This window comes from Janthinobacterium sp. PC23-8, assembly GCF_002250505.1.
Lineage (GTDB): Bacteria > Pseudomonadota > Gammaproteobacteria > Burkholderiales > Burkholderiaceae_D > Janthinobacterium.
Window position 1 is genome coordinate 459496 of record NZ_NJGY01000001.1, and the last position, 19214, is coordinate 478709.

The window sequence follows — 19214 nt, forward strand, 5'->3', positions numbered from 1 at the left end:
CGCCATCTTAAAGCAGACCGCCCTTGCGGCACATGATTATTGCGCGATGATGCGCAGCAGCTTGCCATTGCTCTCGTCCGTCAACGCATACAGGTAGCCGTCCGGCCCCTGCTTCACGTCACGCACGCGCTCGCCGATGGCCAGGCGGTCCTGGCCCGTCACTTGGCCAGCAGCGTCGAGCACCACGCGGCGGATATCCCTGGCCGCCAGGCCGCCGCTGAAGACGCTGCCGCGCCAGGCCGGAATCTTGTCGCCCGAATACACGGCCAGGCCCGACGGCGCCGGCGACGGCACCCAGGCCACGCTCGGGTTGATCATGCCGGCCACTTCGTGCTTGCCCACCGGCTCATGGGTTTTATAGTCGGCGCCATAGCTTTGCAACGGCCAGCCGTAATTGCCGCCGGCCACCACCAGGTTCAGCTCGTCGCCGCCATAAGGGCCGTGCTCGGTGGCCCAGATGCGGCCCGATACCGGGTCGCGCGCCAGGCCCTGGATATTACGGTGTCCCATCGACCAGATTTCCGGCAAGGCGCCTTTGGCGGCCAGCGGATTGCCGGGCGCCGGCTTGCCTTCGTCGGTCAGGCGCAGAATCGATCCCAGGTGGGTGGCGCGATTTTGCGCCTGCTCGCGCGCCAGCCGGTCGCCTATGCGCAGTGGCGGGTTGCCACCGTCGGCCACGCTCATCAGCAAAGTGCCGTCCGGCAGCCACAGCAGGCGCGAGCCGAAATGCTGGCCGCCGCTCTTGTCGGTCGAGACCTTGAACAAGGTCTTGATCCCAGTCACTTTCTTGCCGTCGAACACGCCCTGCACCAGGGTCGTGCGGTTGGCTTCACTGGTCCCGGTCGAGACCGTCATGTAGACGCGCGGATGCGGTTTGCCGGCATCCTGCGGGTGCAGCGCGATATCGAGCAGGCCGCCCTGCCCGCCCGTAAAAATCGCCGGCATGCCGTCGAGTACCACCTCGTCGAATGTCTGGCCATTCAGGATATGCAAGCTGCCTTCTTTGCTGGTGACCAGCGCGCGGCCGTCGCCGAGCCAGGCGATGCCCCAGGGCTGGCGCACGCCTTCGGCCACCGTGACCGCCTTCCAGCCTTGCCTGGCTGCGGGCGGCTCGCCGGTGGCGGCCAGTTCGGCGTGGGCGGGCAAGCTCAAGGCCAGCATGGCGGCGGCGATGGCCATGGCGCGTATGGAACGGAAATGGGACATGGTTTTCTCCAGGACTAGGGATGGCGGTGGACGGCAGTTCAGTAGCAAGTGTGCATCTTAGCGCAACATCAAAAAGCATGAACTTGCCGTACAGGCATCCGTCTGATCCCGGCTGCTAGGCTCGCAGCAACAACGCCACCGCCTCCGCCGCAATGCCCTCCTCGCGCCCCAGGTAGCCCAACTTTTCATTGGTCTTGGCCTTGATATTGACCTGGCCTACCGTCACGCCCAGGTCTGCGGCCACGTTGGCGCACATGGCGTCGATATGGGGCGCCATTTTCGGGCGCTGGGCGATGATGGTGGCGTCGATATTGCCGACCACATAGCCGGCGGCCTTGACGCGCGAGACGGCTTCCCGCAGCAATGTGCGCGAGTCGGCGCCCTTGAAGTTGGGATCGGTGTCGGGGAAATGGCGGCCGATATCGCCCAGGGCCGCCGCACCAAAGATGGCGTCGGTGATCGCATGCAGCAGCACGTCGGCGTCGGAGTGGCCCAGCAGGCCCAGGTGGTGCGGGATCTTGACGCCGCCGATGATCAGGTCGCGGTTTTCCACCAGCGCGTGGCAGTCATAGCCCTGGCCGATACGGAACGGCAATACGGGAGTGGTGATGGTTGTCATGCGGTCTTTCGGTTCAGGTTTCAAGAATGGGCCAGGTACATTTCCGCCGTTTGTATATCGCGCGGCAAGGTCACCTTCAGGTTGCGCGGATGGCCTTCGACCAGTTTCGGCGACAGGCCCAGCGCTTCGATGGCGGACGCGTCATCGGTGATCGCCTGCGGATCGGGCGCTTCGGACAAGGCGCGGCGCAGCAGCGCGTAGGAAAACATCTGCGGCGTCTGCGCCAGCCACAGGCCGTCGCGCGGCACGGTGGCGGCGCACACATTGCCCTGCCCTGCCCGCTTGACGGTATCGACCACCGGCAAGGCCAGCAGGCCGCCGGCCGGGTGCTGGCCCACTTCCGCGATCAGCTTTGCAATCAAGGCAGGCGTAAGACCGGGCCGCGCCGCGTCGTGCACCAGCACCTGATCCATGCCCTGCAGCACGTCCTGCAGCGCGTGCAGGCCGTTCAAAATGCTCTCCATGCGGGTCGCGCCGCCACAGCGCAGCACCGTCACGCCGTGCTCGGGAATCACGGCGTCGATCCAGCCGTCATCCATGCTGACCACCACATAGGTGTGGGCGATCAGCGGGCTGGATAAAAAGGCGTCGAGCGCGTGGCGCAGCATCGGTTTGCCGGCAATGTTCAGGTATTGCTTGGGGCTGCCCGCCGCCATGCGCGCGCCCACGCCGGCGGCGGGAATCAGCGCAAAATAGCGCGCCGCGGTGAATTGTTCGGCCGTTGATTGTTCGGCAGTTGCGGGTTCGGTCATCTCTGCTTTCCTGTCTCTTGCTGTCTCTTGCTTTACCTGGCCGCAGGCTGCGCCTTGCCGGCCAATATGGTCTGGATTTCGCCATTGCAGGCCTTGCCGAGACGCGCATACTCCTGCGGCGAATCGATGGCTGCCTGCAAAGTTTCCACCTTGCGCATTTCCGCCTTGATATACGGCAGCCAGCCCGTGTCGATCTCGCGCGCCAGCGCCGCCTTGGCCGTGCCGCGCGGCGCATACAGGGGGCGCGCTTCGAAGCGCCTGGCCAGCGCCGCGCGCACGGTGTTTTCGACGCGCGGCAAATCGTCCATATACGTTTTCATGTGCCGCAGCTCGTGCCTGAGTATTTCATCATACGCGCACGTACCAGGCGGAAATTCGCGGCCGATATAGATGATCACGGGCGCGTAGGTCAGGCTCACGCTGATCTGCGGCGCCACGCATTCGTAGCCGCTGACGGGGTCAAGCAGCATCGGACCGGCCAGCGCGATTTTCACTTGTGAATCGGTCTTGGTCAAGCCCAGCACGAAGGCATTGCTGCGCGCCACGCCCTTCATGGCGGTCAGCGCCCGGTATGGCAGATGGGTGTCGATGCTGTAGCCGTTCTGCTGCGCCGTCAGCACCGATACCGTCTTGCTGATGGTGTCTTCGCAGCGCACCTGGAATGGCGTACGCGCCTGGGCAAACGCGCTACTGCTGGCCGAGGCCAGCGCCAGCATCAGGAAGACGGCTGCGCGCATGAGCAATTTGCTCCGACCCTCAGGCCGGCTGCCAGGCGCCGCTGGTGATTTTATCGAGCCAGAAGATGCCGATCACGGTTTTCACGTCGGTAATCGTGCCATCCTTGACCCAGTCCAGCAATTGCGGCACGGTGGCCGTAAAGGTCTCCAGGAATTCGCCCTCGTCGAGCTGGCGCTCGCCGGCCACCAGGCCGCGCGCGAGGAACAGTTCCAGGTGCTCGTCCGAATATGCAATGGCGTTATGGATCGTCGTGACGAATTGCCAGTCGCTGGCCGTATAACCGGTCTCTTCCAGCAGTTCACGCTTAGCGCAGGCCAGATGCGCTTCGTCCGCATCGATTTTACCGGCAGGAAATTCGATAAAGACTTTGTTCAGCGGATAGCGGAACTGGCGCTCCATCAGCACGGTGCCGTCGCCCAACAGCGGCAAGATGACGACCGCGCCCGGGTGCAGGATATATTCGCGGTCGGTGATCTTGCCGTCAGGCAGGCTGACGCGGTCGCGTTGCACTTGCAGGAAGCTGCCCGTAAAGACGGTTTCGCCGTCGACCTTGGTTTCAAGCAGATTCGTATCCATGCATGTCCTTTTATTCAATAAAAAACGGCGCCAGAGGCGCCGCTTTTGAAGCGCTGATTCAGCGCTGCTTGCGTAAATAACGAGCCACGAAGCCGGGGAATGCCAGCACCAGGAACAGACAGCCGGTAATGGCGTAAAACTCCCAGGTTTGCGGGAAAGCGTTGCCGAGGCGCCCTTCGAGCACGAAGGCCAGGCTGCCGACGATGAAGTACAGGATCACCATCTCCAGCAGGCGCAGGGCCAGCGGCTTGCGCCAGCTTCTGCCGTCCCCCGGCGCCGCGTGCTGTTTCAAGGGCACGGCGGCAAACAGCTTTTCATTGAAGAAAGGCAGGTTGGCCGCCAGGATGCCCATGGCGATCACCAGCCAGCTTGAAACCGTGGCGTCCATCGCCTTACGATACCAGCGTTTTGGAAATCGCCGTGGCGCAGGCGGCCAGGATGCTGTTAGGCAGCACGCCCAGTACCAGCACCATGGCGCCGTTGGCAGCCAGCACGATGCGCATGTCGCCATGCACCACCAGCGCGTTGGTATCCGTCGGCTCGTCGAACCACATCATTTTCACCACGCGCAGGTAGTAGAAGGCGCCGATCAGCGAGAACAGCACGGCCACCATGGTCAGCCAGATCTGGCCCGTGCCCAGCACGGCAGCGAGCACCGAGTACTTGGCCATGAAGCCCATCAGTGGCGGCACGCCGGCCAGCGAGAACATGAACAGGGTCATTACCAGTGCGAAGATCGGGCTGCGTTTGCCCAGGCCCTTGAAGTCGGCCAGTTCTTCCGCTTCGAAGCCATTGCGGGCCAGCAGCATGATCACGCCGAAGGTACCGAGCGTGGTAAATACGTAGGTGACCACGTAGTACATGGCCGCGCCATAGGCGGTGGCCGCACCGGTGGCATTCAGCACGCCGGTCGCTTCGGTGAAGGTACCGGACATCAGGCCCAGCAGCACGAAGCCCATTTGCGCAATGGTCGAATAGGCCAGCATGCGCTTCAGGTTGGTCTGGGCAATCGCGGTGAAGTTGCCGATAGCCAGCGACATCACGGCCAGCACCATCAGCATCTGTTGCCAGTCGCGCGCCATCGGCAGCAGGCCTTCGGCCAGCAGGCGCAGGCAGATGGCGAACGCGGCCAGTTTTGGCGCCGCGCCCAGCAGCAATGTGACGGCCGTTGGCGAACCTTGATAGACGTCAGGCACCCACATGTGGAAGGGCACCACGCCCAGTTTGAAGGCCAGCCCGGCAACCAGGAACACCAGGCCGAAGACCATGATGGTGCCGTTGGCTTTGCCCGATTCCAGCGCATGGCGCACGGCATGCAGATCCAGCGTGCCGGTCGCGCCGTACAGCATCGAAATACCGTACAACATGAAGCCGGAGGCCAGCGCGCCCAGGATAAAGTATTTCATGGCCGCTTCGGTGGCCTTGGCGTTGTCGCGGCGCAGCGCGATCAGCGCGTACAGCGACAGCGACATCAGTTCCAGGCCCAGGTAGATGATCAGGAAGCTGTTGGCCGAGATCATGATCATCTGGCCCAGCAGTGCGAACAGGGCCAGCACGTAGAACTCGCCGCCCAGGTTACCCGACAGCATGGTGCGGTCGGTGGCATAGCTGCGCGAGTAGATCAGGGTCATGGCGACGGCGCCATACGAGAACAGCTTGAGCAGCTGCGACATCGGGTCCGACACGAACATATTGTGGAACGTGTAGACGGTGGTGCCGGCAGTAAAGTCGCCCACGGTCAGCAAGGCGCAGCCGGCCAGGGTCAGCAGCGACAGCGCATAGGTGATCGAACGCTTCGCCGCAGGCAAGAACATATCGATCAGCAGGATCGCCGAAGTGGCGATCAGCAGAAAGATCTCCGCGTACAGCGGGACCAGGTTGGGTGCATTATTCATGTTATCGATCTTCGTATTTAAGGCAACTTGCTGGTGGCGACATGCTTGAGCAGGTCCGTCACCGACGTTTGCATCGTGTCGGTGAACGGGGCTGGGTACAGACCCATCACGAGCACGGCGATGGCCAGCAACCCAAGCATGACGAATTCACGCTGGTTGATGTCGGTCAGTTCCGCCACATGCTTGTTCTTGATCTTGCCGAACACCACGCGCTTGGCCATCCACAGCGAGTAGGCCGCGCCCCAGATCAGCGCCGTTGCAGCCAGGAGGCCAATCCAGAAGTTGAATTGCACCGCGCCCAGGATCACCATGAACTCGCCGACGAAACCGGAGGTGGCCGGCAAGCCGCAGTTGGCCATCGAGAACAGCACGAAGAAGGCGGCAAATTTCGGCATGCGGTTCACCACCCCGCCGTAATCGGCGATGTTACGGGTATGCATGCGGTCATACAGCACGCCGATGCACAGGAACATGGCGCCGGAAATAAAGCCATGCGACACCATCTGCACGATACCGCCCTGCACCGAGATGTCGTTGAACATGAAGAAGCCCAGGGTGACGAAACCCATGTGGGCGATCGACGAATAGGCAACCAGTTTTTTCATGTCGGTCTGCACCAGCGCCACCAGGCCGACATAGATCACGGCGATCAGCGACAGCGCGATCATGAAGCCCGACAGGTAATGGCTGGCGTCAGGGGTAATCGGCAGCGAAAAGCGCAGAAAACCGTAGGCGCCCAGCTTCAGCATGATGGCAGCCAGCACGGCCGAACCACCGGTAGGCGCTTCGACGTGGACGTCCGGCAGCCAGGTGTGGACCGGGAACATCGGCACCTTGACGGCAAAGGCCATCAGGAAGGCGATGAAGATGAAGATCTGTTCGCGCATCGACAGCTTGAAGGCATGCCATTCGAGGATATCGAAGGTGCCGGTCTTCGAGCGCAGGTAGATGATGGCGACCAGGGTCAGCAGCGAACCGAAGAAGGTGTACAGGAAGAACTTGAACGAGGCGTACACGCGGTTCGAGCCGCCCCAGATACCGATGATGATGTACATCGGGATCAGCGTGGCTTCAAAGAAGAAGTAGAACAGCAGGCCGTCCATGGCGCAAAACACGCCGATCATCAGGCCCGACAGGATCAAAAACGCACCCATGTACTGCGCGATGCGCTTCTCGATCACCTGCCAGGCCGAGATCACCACGATCACCGTGATGAAGGCGGTCAGCGGCACGAACCACAGCGACAGGCCGTCGATGCCGAGCGAGTACCAGATATTGAATTGGGCAATCCATGGCGCTTTTTCGACAAACTGCATGCCGTGCGCGGCATTGTCGAAATGCTGGATCAGCGGCAGGGTGCACAGCATGCTGAGCACCGCGCCAGCCAACGACAGCCAGCGGGTAAAACCCGCTTTGCTGTCACGGCCGAGAGCCAGCACCAGGACGCCGCAAATGATCGGCACCCAGATCGACAGACTCAGGTAAGGAGGTAGTGTAGAAATCGTAGACTGCATCATGGTTCTCAGTATTCTTTTATCAGGTCAGCTTACTTAGCGGGCCAGAATGGCAGGAAATAGATCAGGGCGGCCAGCACGCCGAGGATCATCACGAACGCGTAGTGGTAGATGTAACCCGTCTGCAGACCACGCGACAGCGACGAGATCCAGCCAACCACCTTGGCGCTGCCATTGACCACCAGACCATCGATGAGCTTCTTGTCACCGAAGTTCCACAGGCCATTGCCCAACAGGCGGGCGCCGCCGGCAAACACGACTTCATTGAACTTGTCCATGTAGTACTTGTTGTCGAGCAGGGTGTGGATTGCGTGGAACTTGGCGAAGAACCAGGCCGGCACGCGCGGGTTGACCATATAGCAGTAGTAAGCCGCCACCACGCCGGACAAGGCCAGCCAGAACGGTGCCGTCGACAGGCCGTGCAGCGCCATCGCCAGTGCACCGTGGAACTCGTGCGACAACTCTTCCATCGCCGGATGGTTTTCGCCGACAAAGATCACGCCCTTGAAGAAGTCGCCATGCAGCATCGGGCCGATGGTGAAATAACCGATCAGCAGCGAAGGAATCGCCAGCATCACCAGCGGGAACCAGACCACGAAGGGCGATTCATGCGGTTTCTGGCCAGGCGCCAGGCCGTGGTGGCCATGGTCGTCTTCCTCGGCTTCTTCATGGTGGTCGTCATGCGCGTGATCATCACCTGCGTGGGCGCCATGGGCAGCCTTCGGTGCATGGTGATCATCATGACCATGCGCATGCGCCTGGCCGAAACGTTCCTTGCCGTGGAAGACCAGGAAATACATGCGGAACGAGTAGAAGGCGGTGACGAACACGCCGGCCAGTACGGCGAACTGGGCAAAGCCCGCGCCCCAGATATGGGTCGCTTCGACCGCTTCGATGATGCTGTCTTTCGAATAGAAGCCGGAGAACAGCGGCGTGCCGATCAGGGCCAGCGAACCGACCAGCGAGGTGATCCAGGTAATCGGCATGTATTTGCGCAAGCCACCCATATTGCGGATGTCCTGGTCATGGTGCATGCCGATAATCACGGAACCGGCGCCCAGGAACAACAGTGCCTTGAAGAAAGCGTGGGTCATCAGGTGGAATACGGCCACCGAATAGGCGGACGAACCGAGCGCCACCGTCATGTAGCCCAGTTGGGACAGGGTCGAGTAAGCGACCACGCGCTTGATGTCGTTCTGGATGATGCCCAGGAAACCCATGAACAGCGCCGTGATGGAACCGATCACCAGGATGAAGGACAAGGCCGTGTCGGACAGTTCGAACAGCGGCGACATGCGCGAGACCATGAAAATACCGGCCGTCACCATTGTTGCGGCGTGAATCAGTGCCGAAATCGGGGTCGGACCTTCCATCGAGTCAGGCAGCCACACGTGCAGCGGGAACTGCGCCGACTTGCCCATCGCGCCGATAAACAGGCAGATGCAGGCAACGGTGAGCAGCGCCCAGTCGGTGCCTGGCAGGTTCAACAGCGCCAGTGCTTCTTTCTTGGCGAAGACTTCCTGGTAGTTCATGGTGCCGGCGTAGGCCAGCAGCAGGCCGATGCCCAGGATAAAGCCGAAGTCGCCCACGCGGTTGACCAGGAAGGCCTTCATGTTGGCCACGATGGCCGTCGGACGCTGGTACCAGAAACCGATCAGGAGGTACGACACCAGGCCGACGGCTTCCCAACCGAAGAACAGTTGCAGGAAATTGTTGGCCATCACCAGCATCAGCATCGAGAAGGTGAACAGCGAGATGTAGGAGAAGAAGCGGTTGTAGCCTTCGTCATCCTTCATGTAGCCGATCGTGTAGATGTGCACCATCAGCGAGACAAAGGTGACCACGCACATCATCATCGCCGACAGCGAATCGATCTGGAAGCCCACTTCCATCTTCAGGGTGCCGATCGTCATCCAGTTGTAGATCGTGCCATTGAATGTCGCGCCATCCATCACTGCCAGCAACGTCTGCACGGACAGGATGAACGCGATCAGTACGCCCAGGATCGTCGCGGTATGCGACGTCTTGCGACCGACCAAATTACCCAGAAACTGGGTGCCAAGCAAACCTGCAATCGCGGCACCGGCCAGCGGCGCCAGCGGTACGGCAAGAAGGAGGTTAGGGTTGAGGAGTTGCCCCGCCATGATGAACCTTAATCGTTATTATTCGAGAGATCGAGTCTGAAAAACATCAGCCTTTGAGGCTGTCCAGGTCTTCGACGTTGATGGTATCCAGATTACGGAACATCACCACCAGAATAGCCAGACCGATAGCCGACTCAGCGGCGGCAACCGTCAGGATGAAGAAAACGAAGATCTGACCGGCCGCGTCACCCAGGAAATGGGAAAACGCGATGAAGTTCATGTTCACCGCCAGCAGCATCAATTCGATTGCCATCAGCAATACGATGATGTTCTTGCGGTTCAGGAAAATACCGACGATCGAGATGGCGAACAGGATCGCGCCCAGGACCAGGAAATGTGTGAGCGTAAGTGTCATGGTGTCTCCTTAACTTCCGGCGCCGCGGCACGCTCGACGACCGGATCCATCTTGATGATCTTCAGGCGGTCGTTACGCTTGACGCGCACGGCGTCGCCCGCAGCAAAATGCTTGGTGTCCTTGCGCTTGCGCAAGGTCAGGGCAACCGCAGCCACGATGGCCACCAGCAGCACCACGGCAGCGATTTCAAACGCAAACACGTACTCGGTGTAGATCAGCAGGCCCAATTCCTTGGTGCCGCCCAGGTTGATGTTGGCCGGTGCGATGCTTGGCGAAAAGTTGCGAAAACCATGCCACAGCACGGCGGCCATTTCCAGCACGATGAGCACGCCCACCGTCACCGACAAGGGCAGGTAGCCCCAGAAGCCTTCGCGCATGCGGTCGATATTGATATCGAGCATCATGACGACGAACAGGAACAGCACCATCACGGCGCCGACATACACCAACACCAGCACGATGGCCAGGAATTCAGCTTGCAGCAGCATCCAGATGCCTGCCGCAGAAAAGAAGGACAGCACCAGGAACAGCACTGCGTGGACCGGATTACGGGCCGTGATGACGCGTGTCGCTGCCAGAATCAAGATCAGCGAGAAGGCGTAAAACAAAATTGTTTTAAAGTCCATAAAAAACCCAATAGACGTACAGATGAACGAGGGGTGCGCCGCAGCCTGTGGCTGCGGCGCCTCCATCAGCGATAAGGTGCGTCGGCGGCGCGCGCGGCGGCGATCTCGTTTTCATAACGATCGCCCACGGCCAGCAACATCTCTTTCGTGTAATACAAATCGCCGCGTTTCTCGCCGTGATATTCCAGCACGTGCGTTTCAACGATCGAGTCGACCGGGCAGGATTCTTCGCAGAAACCGCAGAAGATGCACTTGGTCAAATCGATATCGTAGCGCGTGGTACGGCGCGAACCGTCGTCACGCTGCTCCGATTCGATCGTGATGGCCATCGCCGGGCACACCGCTTCGCACAGTTTGCAGGCGATGCAACGTTCCTCGCCGTTCGGGTAGCGGCGCAGCGCGTGCAGGCCACGGAAGCGCGGCGAGATCGGTGTCTTCTCTTCCGGGAATTGCACCGTGATCTTGCGCGAAAACATGTACTTGCCGGTCAGCGCCATGCCCTTGATCAGCTCGCCTAACAGGAGGCTGCTGAAAAAATCTTTTACCTTATCCATTCGTATGCACTCTCTTACTTCCAAATATTCCAGGATGTCTGCATCCAGGCAGCGACGAAGACCAGGTAGACCAGCGTCAACGGGATAAACACTTTCCAACCGAGGCGCATGATCTGGTCATAACGGTAACGGGGGAAAGTACCACGCACCCAGACAAACAGCGAGACGATAAAGAAGGTTTTTGCAAACAGCCAGAAGAAGCCGCCGAAACCGCCCCAGAATTCGAGGAAGCCGAACGGTGCCGACCAGCCGCCGAGGAACATGATCGAGGCGAGCGCGCCGATCAGGATCATGTTGGCGTATTCGGCCAGCATGAACATGGCGTAGGCCATGCCCGAATATTCGACCATGTGGCCGGCCACGATTTCGGACTCGCCCTCGACCACGTCGAACGGGTGACGATTCGCTTCGGCCAGGCCCGAGACCAGGTAGATGACAAACATCGGCAGCAGCGGCAGCCAGTTCCACGACAGGAAGTTGACGCCCTTGTCGGCGAAGTAGCCAATCTGCTGGCCGCCGACGATGTCGATGAAATTCAGGCTGCCCGACACCATCAGCACGATCACCATCACGAAACCCATCGGGATTTCATACGAGATCATCTGTGCAGAGGCGCGCATGGCGCCCATGAACGAGTACTTCGAGTTCGAGGCCCAGCCGGCGATGATGATGCCGTAGACTTCCATCGAGGTGATCGCCAGCAGCAGCAGCAAACCTGCGTTGACGTTGGCCAGCACCGCTTGCGGGCCGAACGGCACCACCGACCAAGCGGCCAGGGCCGGCATGATGGTCATGATGGGGCCGATCACGAACAGGCCTTTGGCGGCCTTGGACGGGATGATGATCTCCTTGAACAGGAGTTTCAACGCATCGGCGATCGGCTGCAGCAAGCCCAAGGGACCCACGCGGTTCGGGCCGACGCGGATCTGGATCCAGCCGATCAGCTTGCGCTCCCACAGGGTGGCGTAAGCAACCAGGCCCATCAGCGGCAACAGCACGCACAGGATCTTGATCAGCGTCCAGAAGAACGGCCAGGTCACGCCCAGCAGATTCTGGCCGCCGGTATTGATGACGTTTACAAATTCAGGCAGCGCCATCAGATGTTCCCCTCTGCTTTTTCAACGGTGATGTCACCGAACATGCCGCCAAGCTGGGCGGTCGAGGCATGCGCCGCCGACACTTTCACCACATTGGCTGGCAAGCCGGCATGAATGGCGGCCACCAGGATGGCGCTGCCCGCGCCTTGCGCGACCTTGACCTTGTCGCCGGCCTTGATGCCGAGCTGCCCGGCCAGTACTGGCGACAGATGGGCTTGCGGCGCGGCGCCGTCGACCGTGCGCTGCAAAGGCTCGGAGCGGCGCACCAGCGCGTCGGCAAAGTAGATCGGCACGTCGGCGATGCGTTGCAGCCTGTTTGACGCCGGTGCGTAGCTGGCAGCCTGCGGTGCGTTTTTGGCGCTGTTGGAAAGCTGTGCCGACAGGTCAAGCACGCCCACGCCGAATGCTTCGTCGCGGATCGCTTCCGAGGTGTCGTAGTCAAACCCTGGCAAGCCGAGGATATTGCCCAAGACGCGCAGCACTTTCCAGGCCGGACGGGTTTCGGCCAGCGGTTTCACGGTGCCATTGAAACTTTGCGCGCGGCCTTCGCAGTTGACGAAGGTGCCCGAGGTTTCGGCAAACGGCGCAATCGGCAGCAGCACATCGGCGTACTCCATGCCATGCTTGAAGGCGGACATGGCCACGACCATCTCGGCGCCATCCAAAGCGGCGCGGGCCGCCTGTGGATTGGCGCTATCGAGTTCCGGCTCCGCGTGCAGCAGCACATAGGCTTTTTTCGGCACGGCAAACGCGGCTTGAGCATTGCTGCGCGGCTTGGCGACCAGATGGGCGCCGACCGTGTTGGCCGCTTCCGTCAGGTAACCCAGAGTCGCACCGGTCTGTTCGGCGATCCATTGTGCGGCAGCATGCAGCTGCGACGCTTGCGGGTGCTGCGTTGCCGCGTTACCCAGCAAAATCGCGCCATGGTCGCCGGCCATCAGGCTGGCGGCGATATTGACGGCCACGTCGGAGGCGTTGACCGATTCGAAACCGGCGGGGGCGGCGATCTGCTTGGCTTTCGCCACGGCAGCCACCACTTCCGACAAGGCGGCCAGCCAGTCAGCTGGCGCGACAATCATCTTGTTGGCGATCGTGATCAACTGCTCGTCGTCGGAGGCGTGCAGGATCGACAGCCTGGCGCCGCTCTTGACCGAGGCGCGCAGGCGCGTGGCCAGCAGCGGATGGTCCTTGCGCAGGAAGGAGCCGATCACGAAGGCGCGCTTGATCTGCGCGAAGTCGCTGATCGGCATGCCCAGCCATGGTTTGACGCTCGCGTCGAGCGCGAAGTCAAGCTGGCGCAGGCGGAAGTCGACGTGCTCGGAACCGAGACCGTGGGCGACTTTTTGCAGCAGCACCAGTTCTTCCACCGTCGAATGCGGCGTGGCCAGCGCGGCGATGGCGTCGGCGCCATGCTCGTGCTTGATGTTTTTCAGGCCGTGCGCCACGTATTCCAGCGCGGTTTGCCAGTCGACTTCTTTCCACTCGTTGCCCTGCTTCAGCATTGGCGAGGTCAGGCGCTCGGCACTGTCCAGCGCTTCATATGAGAAACGGTCCTTGTCCGAGATCCAGCATTCGTTGACGGCTTCATTTTCCAGCGGCAGTACGCGCTTGACCTTGCCAGCTTTCACTTGCACGATCAGGTTGGCGCCCAGGCCGTCATGCGGGCTGACCGATTTGCGGCGCGACAGTTCCCAGGTACGGGCGCTGTAGCGGAACGGCTTCGAGGTCAAGGCGCCGACCGGGCACAGGTCGATCATGTTGCCCGACAGTTCGGAGTCGACCGTCTGGCCGACAAACGACACGATTTCCGAGTGTTCGCCGCGGCCGATCATGCCCAGCTCCATCACGCCGGCCACTTCCTGGCCAAAGCGTACGCAGCGGGTGCACTGAATGCAGCGCGCCATCTCTTGCATCGAGACCAGCGGACCGGCTTCCTTCGGTTTGACGACGCGCTTGTCTTCCTTGTAGCGCGATTCGCTCTTGCCGTAGCCGACTGCCAGATCCTGCAACTGGCATTCGCCGCCCTGATCGCAGATAGGGCAATCGAGCGGGTGGTTAATCAACAGGAATTCCATGACCGACTTTTGCGCCTGCACAGCCTTGTCGCTGGCGGAGCGCACGATCATGCCGGCACTGACCGGGGTCGCGCAAGCGGGCAAAGGCTTGGGCGCCTTCTCCACTTCGACCAGGCACATGCGGCAGTTCGCTGCGATCGACAATTTCTTGTGATAGCAGAAGTGCGGAATGTAGGTTCCCAATTTGTTGGCGGCGTCCATCACCATGCTACCAGCAGGGACTTCGACTTTTTTGCCGTCTATTTCGATTTCAACCATGGTGATCGTTACCTGACGCAGCTTAGATGTAAGCGGGCACTAAGCAATGCTTGTGCTCGACATGATATTCAAATTCTTCACGGAATTGCTTGATGAAGGCCCGTACCGGCATGGCGGCCGCATCGCCCAGCGCGCAAATGGTGCGGCCCTGGATGTTGTCGGCGATCGAGTTGAGCATGTCCAGGTCGTCTGGACGACCCTGCCCCTGCTCGATGCGGTGCACCATGCGGTACATCCAGCCAGTGCCTTCACGGCAAGGCGTACACTGGCCGCACGATTCCTCGAAGTAGAAGTAGGACAGGCGCTCCAGCGCCTTGACCATGCAGCGTGTTTCGTCCATCACGATGACGGCGCCCGAACCGAGCATCGAACCGGCTTTCGCGATCGAGTCGTAGTCCAGGTCGGTCTGCATCATGATGTCGCCGCGGATCACCGGCGCGGACGAGCCGCCAGGAATCACGGCCTTGATCTTTTTGCCACCGCGCATGCCGCCTGCCAGTTCCAGCAGTTTGGCAAACGGCGTGCCGAGCGGCACTTCGTAGTTGCCCGGCATTTCCACGTCGCCCGAGATCGAGAAAATCTTCGAGCCGCCGTTGTTCGGCTTGCCCATCGCCAGGTATTTCTCAGGGCCGATGTTCAGCACGAACGGCACAGCCGCAAAGGTTTCCGTGTTGTTGATGGTGGTCGGCTTGCCGTACAGGCCAAACGAGGCCGGGAAAGGCGGCTTGAAGCGCGGCTGGCCTTTCTTGCCTTCCAGCGATTCGAGCAAGGCGGTTTCTTCGCCGCAGATGTAGGCACCATAACCATGGTGCGCATGCAACTGGAACGAGAATTCGCTGCCCATGATCTTGTCACCGAGGAAGCCGGCGGCGCGCGCCTCTTCCAGCGCTTCTTCGAACCGCAGGTATTCCTGGAAGATCTCGCCGTGGATATAGTTGTAGCCCACGGTGATGCCCATCGCATAAGCGCCAATGGCCATGCCTTCAATCAGGGCATGGGGATTGTAACGAATGATGTCGCGGTCCTTGAAAGTGCCCGGCTCGCCTTCATCTGTATTGCAGACGAGGTATTTCTGACCCGGGAACTGGCGCGGCATGAAGCTCCACTTCAGGCCGGTAGGGAAACCCGCGCCGCCACGGCCGCGCAAGGACGAGGCCTTGAGGTCGGCGATGATCTGTTCAGGCGTGATCTTCTCTTCCAGGATGCGACGCAGGGCGGAATAGCCGCCGCGGTTCACATAATCTTGCAAATGCCAGTTCTTGCCATCCAGATCCTTGAGGATCAATGGATCGATATGGCGGTTGTGGAGTGACGTCATTTCTTGAGTTCCTCCAGCATGGCGTCGATCTTCTCGTTCGACATCCAGCTGCACATGGTTTTATTACTGACCAGCAGGACAGGCGCATCGCCGCAAGCGCCCATGCACTCGCCTTCGACCAGCGTGAACTGACCGTCCGGGGTGGTTTCGCGGAAATCGATGCCCAGCTTCTGCTTCAGGTATTCGGCCGCGCGCACGCCGCCCGACAGGGCGCATGGCAGGTTGGTGCACACGGTGATCTTGTGCTTGCCGACCGGTTTCACATTGTACATATTGTAGAACGTGGCAACTTCCTGCACGGCAATGGCCGGCATGCCGATGTAGCCGGCCAGTTCCTTCATGGTTTCCGGCGCCAGCCAGCCCAGCTCATCCTGGGCGTGGGCCAGCGCGGCCATCACGGCCGACTGGCGCTGATCGCCCGGATACTTGGCCAGCTCGCGGTCAATTTTTTTATAGCACTGCTCTGATAACAACATACTTTTTGCCTCTTAGCGGTCAATACTGCCGAACACGATGTCTTGCGTACCGATGATGGTCACGGCGTCGGCAATCATGTGTCCACGCGCCATTTCGTCGAGCGACTGCAAATGGGCATAGTCGGGTGCACGCAGCTTCATGCGGTACGGCTTGTTGGCGCCATCGGACACCAGGTAAATGCCGAACTCGCCTTTCGGGTGTTCGACCGCGCTGTAGGCTTCGCCCGGCGGCACGTGGAATCCTTCGGTAAACAGCTTGAAGTGGTGAATCAGCGATTCCATATTGGTCTTCATGTCGACGCGGCCCGGCGGCGCCACCTTGCGGTTGCTGGTCATGACAGGACCCGGATTGTTGCGCAGCCACTCCACGCACTGCTTGATGATGCGGTTCGACTGGCGCAGCTCTTCCACGCGCACCAGGTAACGGTCGTAGCAGTCGCCGTTGGTGCCGATCGGAATGTCGAAGTCCATCAGGTCGTACACTTCGTAGGGTTGCTGCTTGCGCAAGTCCCATTGCACGCCCGAACCGCGCAGCATGGCGCCGGTAAAGCCCATCGCCAGCGCATCTTCCGGCGCGACCACGCCGATGCCGACCGTGCGCTGTTTCCAGATACGGTTATCGGTCAGCAGCGTCTCGTATTCGTCGACATAGGTCGGAAAACGGCGCGTGAAGTCTTCGATAAAGTCCAGCAGCGAACCCTGGCGGTTTTCGTTCAGCTTGGCAATCGCCTTGGCGTTGCGGATGATCGACGCCTTGTGCTGCGGCATCGCGTCCGGCAGGTCGCGGTAAACGCCGCCCGGACGGTAGTAGGCCGCGTGCATGCGCGCGCCCGACACCGCTTCGTAGCAGTCGAACAGGTCTTCGCGGTCGCGGAAGCAGTACAGGAACGGGCCCATGGCACCGACGTCGAGCGCGTGCGCGCCCAGCCACATCAGATGGTTCAGCACGCGGGTGATTTCGTCGAACATCACGCGAATATATTGCGCACGCAGCGGCACTTCCAGGCCCAGCAGCTTTTCGATCGCCATCACATAGGCGTGTTCATTGCACATCATCGACACATAGTCGAGACGGTCCATGTACGGCACCGATTGCAGATAGGTCTTCTGTTCGGCCAGTTTTTCGGTGGCGCGGTGCAGCAGACCGATATGGGGGTCGGCACGCTGGATGACTTCGCCATCGAGCTCAAGCACCAGGCGCAGCACACCGTGCGCGGCCGGGTGCTGTGGCCCAAAGTTCAGGGTGTAATTCTTAATCTCAGCCATTATTTCATCCCGTAATGTTCTTCGCGGATCACGCGCGGCACGTTTTCCCGCGGCTCGATCGTCACGGGCTGGTAAATCACGCGTTTCTGTTCCGGGTCGTAGCGCATCTCGACATAGCCGGAGACAGGGAAGTCCTTGCGGAACGGATGGCCGATGAAGCCGTAGTCGGTGAGGATGCGGCGCAGGTCGTTATGGCCTTCGAACAGAATGCCCAGCAGGTCGAACGCTTCGCGCTCGTACCAGTTGACCGAACGCCAGATGCCGATCACGGACGGCAGCAGCGGCATCTCGTCGTCGGGCGCGAACACGCGCACGCGCACGCGCCAGTTGTGCTTGACCGACAGCAAATGCGACACGGCCGCGTAACGCAGGCCGGTCCAGGCGCCGTCACCATAGGTCAGGTAGTCGACGCCGCACAGGTCGAGCAACTGCTCGAAATGCAGGGACGGATCATCGCGCAGGGTTTGCATCACGGCCAGGTAGTCCTCGGCCTTGACGGTCAGGGTCACTTCGCCCAGCGCAACGCTCGTACCAACGCGTTCGCCCAGGGCAGTGCCGAGGGCGTTTTGCAATACTTCTAAATGTGTTGTCATAATCTGAAGCGGCCCGGTTAGCGTGCGATCGTGCTGGTACGCTTGATCTTGTTCTGCAGTTGCATGATGCCGTACAGCAGCGCTTCGGCTGTCGGAGGGCAGCCAGGCACATACACGTCGACGGGCACGATGCGGTCGCAACCACGCACCACGGAATACGAATAGTGGTAGTACCCGCCGCCATTGGCGCAGGAGCCCATCGAGATGACCCAGCGCGGCTCGGCCATCTGGTCGTAGACCTTGCGCAGCGCCGGCGCCATCTTGTTGCACAGCGTGCCGGCAACGATCATCACGTCGGACTGACGCGGCGAGGGACGAAACACCACGCCAAAACGGTCCATGTCGTAGCGGGCTGCGCCCACGTGCATCATTTCGACCGCACAGCAGGCCAGACCGAACGTCATCGGGAACATCGACCCGGTACGCGCCCAGTTGATCAGCTTGTCGGCCGAGGTGGTGATGAAACCTTCGCTTAATACGCCTTCAATAGCCATGGCTTATTCCCAGTCAAGGGCACCTTTCTTCCAAATGTACCAAAATCCGACCACGAATTCGGCGATAAACACCATCATCGTGACGAAACCAGCCCAGCCCAGGTCGCGCATTGCCACGCCCCACGGGAAAAAGAATGCCGTTTCCAGATCGAACAAAATAAACAGGATTGCAACCAGATAGTAGCGCACATCAAATTTCATGCGTGCATCTTCGAATGCTTCAAAGCCACATTCGTACGGGGAGAGTTTTGCTGCGTCGGGCCGGTGAGGACCCAGGATGCGACCCAGGACCTGGGGCGCGATGCCGACACCAAGGCCGACAAGAATAAACAGCAGGACGGGGAAGTAATTTTCGAGGTTCACGATTTGATGAGCTTATATTGAACGATCGGTTAAATGAGGACGCTGCGGTGATTTGCAGCGTATCTAACGCACGATCCCAATCAGGGCTACGATCAGGATCGAACGACACATCCTCGTAAAAAAAGCCAGCAACTTTGAACGAGCCATGGCCCGTGCGCCGTTGCTGGCTTCTGATTTCTGGTGCCGACGACGAGACTCGAACTCGTACAGCTTGCGCCACTACCCCCTCAAGATAGCGTGTCTACCAATTTCACCACGTCGGCGGTAAGGCCCGTATTCTACTCTGCTTTGCTGC

Annotated in this window: 20 protein-coding genes and 1 tRNA gene; all 21 read right to left on the reverse strand. The window is 60.4% G+C overall.

What is annotated here, in order from left to right; all coding sequences use genetic code 11:
* Positions 1-36: 36 nt before the first annotated feature.
* Positions 37-1206, reverse strand: a complete 1170-nt coding sequence (locus CD932_RS02025) for a PQQ-dependent sugar dehydrogenase (protein ID WP_094441182.1) — start codon at positions 1204-1206, stop codon at positions 37-39.
* Positions 1207-1321: 115 nt separating this feature from the next.
* Complete coding sequence (gene ispF, locus CD932_RS02030; RefSeq protein WP_094441183.1) at positions 1322-1825, reverse strand: 2-C-methyl-D-erythritol 2,4-cyclodiphosphate synthase; 504 nt, start codon at positions 1823-1825, stop codon at positions 1322-1324.
* A 20-nt stretch (positions 1826-1845) separates the two neighbouring features.
* Complete coding sequence (gene ispD, locus CD932_RS02035) at positions 1846-2577, reverse strand: 2-C-methyl-D-erythritol 4-phosphate cytidylyltransferase (RefSeq protein ID WP_094441184.1); 732 nt, start codon at positions 2575-2577, stop codon at positions 1846-1848.
* A 32-nt stretch (positions 2578-2609) separates the two neighbouring features.
* Positions 2610-3314, reverse strand: coding sequence for a hypothetical protein (locus CD932_RS02040; RefSeq protein ID WP_094441185.1), 705 nt, complete (start codon positions 3312-3314; stop codon positions 2610-2612).
* A gap of 19 nt (positions 3315-3333) precedes the next feature.
* Positions 3334-3891 carry an NUDIX domain-containing protein gene (locus tag CD932_RS02045; protein WP_094441186.1) on the reverse strand — a complete coding sequence of 186 codons (558 nt, stop codon included), beginning with the start codon at positions 3889-3891 and terminating at the stop codon, positions 3334-3336.
* Positions 3892-3949: 58 nt separating this feature from the next.
* A complete protein-coding gene (locus CD932_RS02050) occupies positions 3950-4279 on the reverse strand; it encodes a DUF2818 family protein (protein ID WP_094441187.1) in 330 nt (109 codons plus the stop codon).
* A gap of 4 nt (positions 4280-4283) precedes the next feature.
* On the reverse strand, positions 4284-5786 hold the full coding sequence (gene nuoN, locus CD932_RS02055) for an NADH-quinone oxidoreductase subunit NuoN (protein WP_094441188.1): 1503 nt from the start codon (positions 5784-5786) through the stop codon (positions 4284-4286).
* 17 nt (positions 5787-5803) lie between these two features.
* Positions 5804-7303: an NADH-quinone oxidoreductase subunit M gene (locus CD932_RS02060; RefSeq protein WP_094441189.1), complete on the reverse strand. Its 1500-nt coding sequence runs from the start codon at positions 7301-7303 to the stop codon at positions 5804-5806.
* 29 nt (positions 7304-7332) lie between these two features.
* The gene (gene nuoL, locus CD932_RS02065; protein WP_094441190.1) at positions 7333-9444 is read right to left on the reverse strand and encodes an NADH-quinone oxidoreductase subunit L; all 2112 of its coding nucleotides are present in this window, start codon (positions 9442-9444) and stop codon (positions 7333-7335) included.
* Positions 9445-9490: 46 nt separating this feature from the next.
* Positions 9491-9799, reverse strand: a complete 309-nt coding sequence (gene nuoK / locus CD932_RS02070; protein ID WP_065310662.1) for an NADH-quinone oxidoreductase subunit NuoK — start codon at positions 9797-9799, stop codon at positions 9491-9493.
* A complete protein-coding gene (locus CD932_RS02075; protein ID WP_094441191.1) occupies positions 9796-10425 on the reverse strand; it encodes an NADH-quinone oxidoreductase subunit J in 630 nt (209 codons plus the stop codon). Before CD932_RS02075 ends, nuoK begins: the two co-directional genes overlap by 4 nt.
* Positions 10426-10490: 65 nt before the next feature.
* A complete protein-coding gene (nuoI, locus tag CD932_RS02080; RefSeq protein WP_065310660.1) occupies positions 10491-10979 on the reverse strand; it encodes an NADH-quinone oxidoreductase subunit NuoI in 489 nt (162 codons plus the stop codon).
* A gap of 14 nt (positions 10980-10993) precedes the next feature.
* Complete coding sequence (nuoH, locus tag CD932_RS02085; RefSeq protein ID WP_094441192.1) at positions 10994-12076, reverse strand: NADH-quinone oxidoreductase subunit NuoH; 1083 nt, start codon at positions 12074-12076, stop codon at positions 10994-10996.
* Positions 12076-14409, reverse strand: a complete 2334-nt coding sequence (gene nuoG / locus CD932_RS02090) for an NADH-quinone oxidoreductase subunit NuoG (RefSeq protein ID WP_094441193.1) — start codon at positions 14407-14409, stop codon at positions 12076-12078. Before nuoG ends, nuoH begins: the two co-directional genes overlap by 1 nt.
* A 22-nt stretch (positions 14410-14431) precedes the next feature.
* Positions 14432-15727 carry an NADH-quinone oxidoreductase subunit NuoF gene (gene nuoF / locus CD932_RS02095; protein ID WP_094441194.1) on the reverse strand — a complete coding sequence of 432 codons (1296 nt, stop codon included), beginning with the start codon at positions 15725-15727 and terminating at the stop codon, positions 14432-14434.
* A complete protein-coding gene (gene nuoE, locus CD932_RS02100) occupies positions 15724-16203 on the reverse strand; it encodes an NADH-quinone oxidoreductase subunit NuoE (protein WP_094441195.1) in 480 nt (159 codons plus the stop codon). The genes nuoF and nuoE overlap by 4 nt, the downstream gene beginning before the upstream one ends.
* Positions 16204-16215: 12 nt before the next feature.
* Entirely contained in the window at positions 16216-17469 is a 1254-nt protein-coding gene (locus tag CD932_RS02105) for an NADH-quinone oxidoreductase subunit D (RefSeq protein ID WP_094441196.1), read from the reverse strand.
* Positions 17469-18062 (reverse strand): NADH-quinone oxidoreductase subunit C, encoded by a 594-nt coding sequence (locus tag CD932_RS02110; RefSeq protein ID WP_065310654.1) that lies wholly within the window; start codon positions 18060-18062, stop codon positions 17469-17471. Before CD932_RS02110 ends, CD932_RS02105 begins: the two co-directional genes overlap by 1 nt.
* 17 nt (positions 18063-18079) lie before the next feature.
* Entirely contained in the window at positions 18080-18556 is a 477-nt protein-coding gene (locus CD932_RS02115) for an NADH-quinone oxidoreductase subunit B family protein (protein WP_010399733.1), read from the reverse strand.
* 3 nt (positions 18557-18559) lie between these two features.
* Positions 18560-18919 (reverse strand): NADH-quinone oxidoreductase subunit A, encoded by a 360-nt coding sequence (locus CD932_RS02120; protein WP_094441197.1) that lies wholly within the window; start codon positions 18917-18919, stop codon positions 18560-18562.
* A gap of 178 nt (positions 18920-19097) precedes the next feature.
* Positions 19098-19182 (reverse strand) — tRNA-Leu (locus CD932_RS02125).
* Positions 19183-19214: the final 32 nt, after the last annotated feature.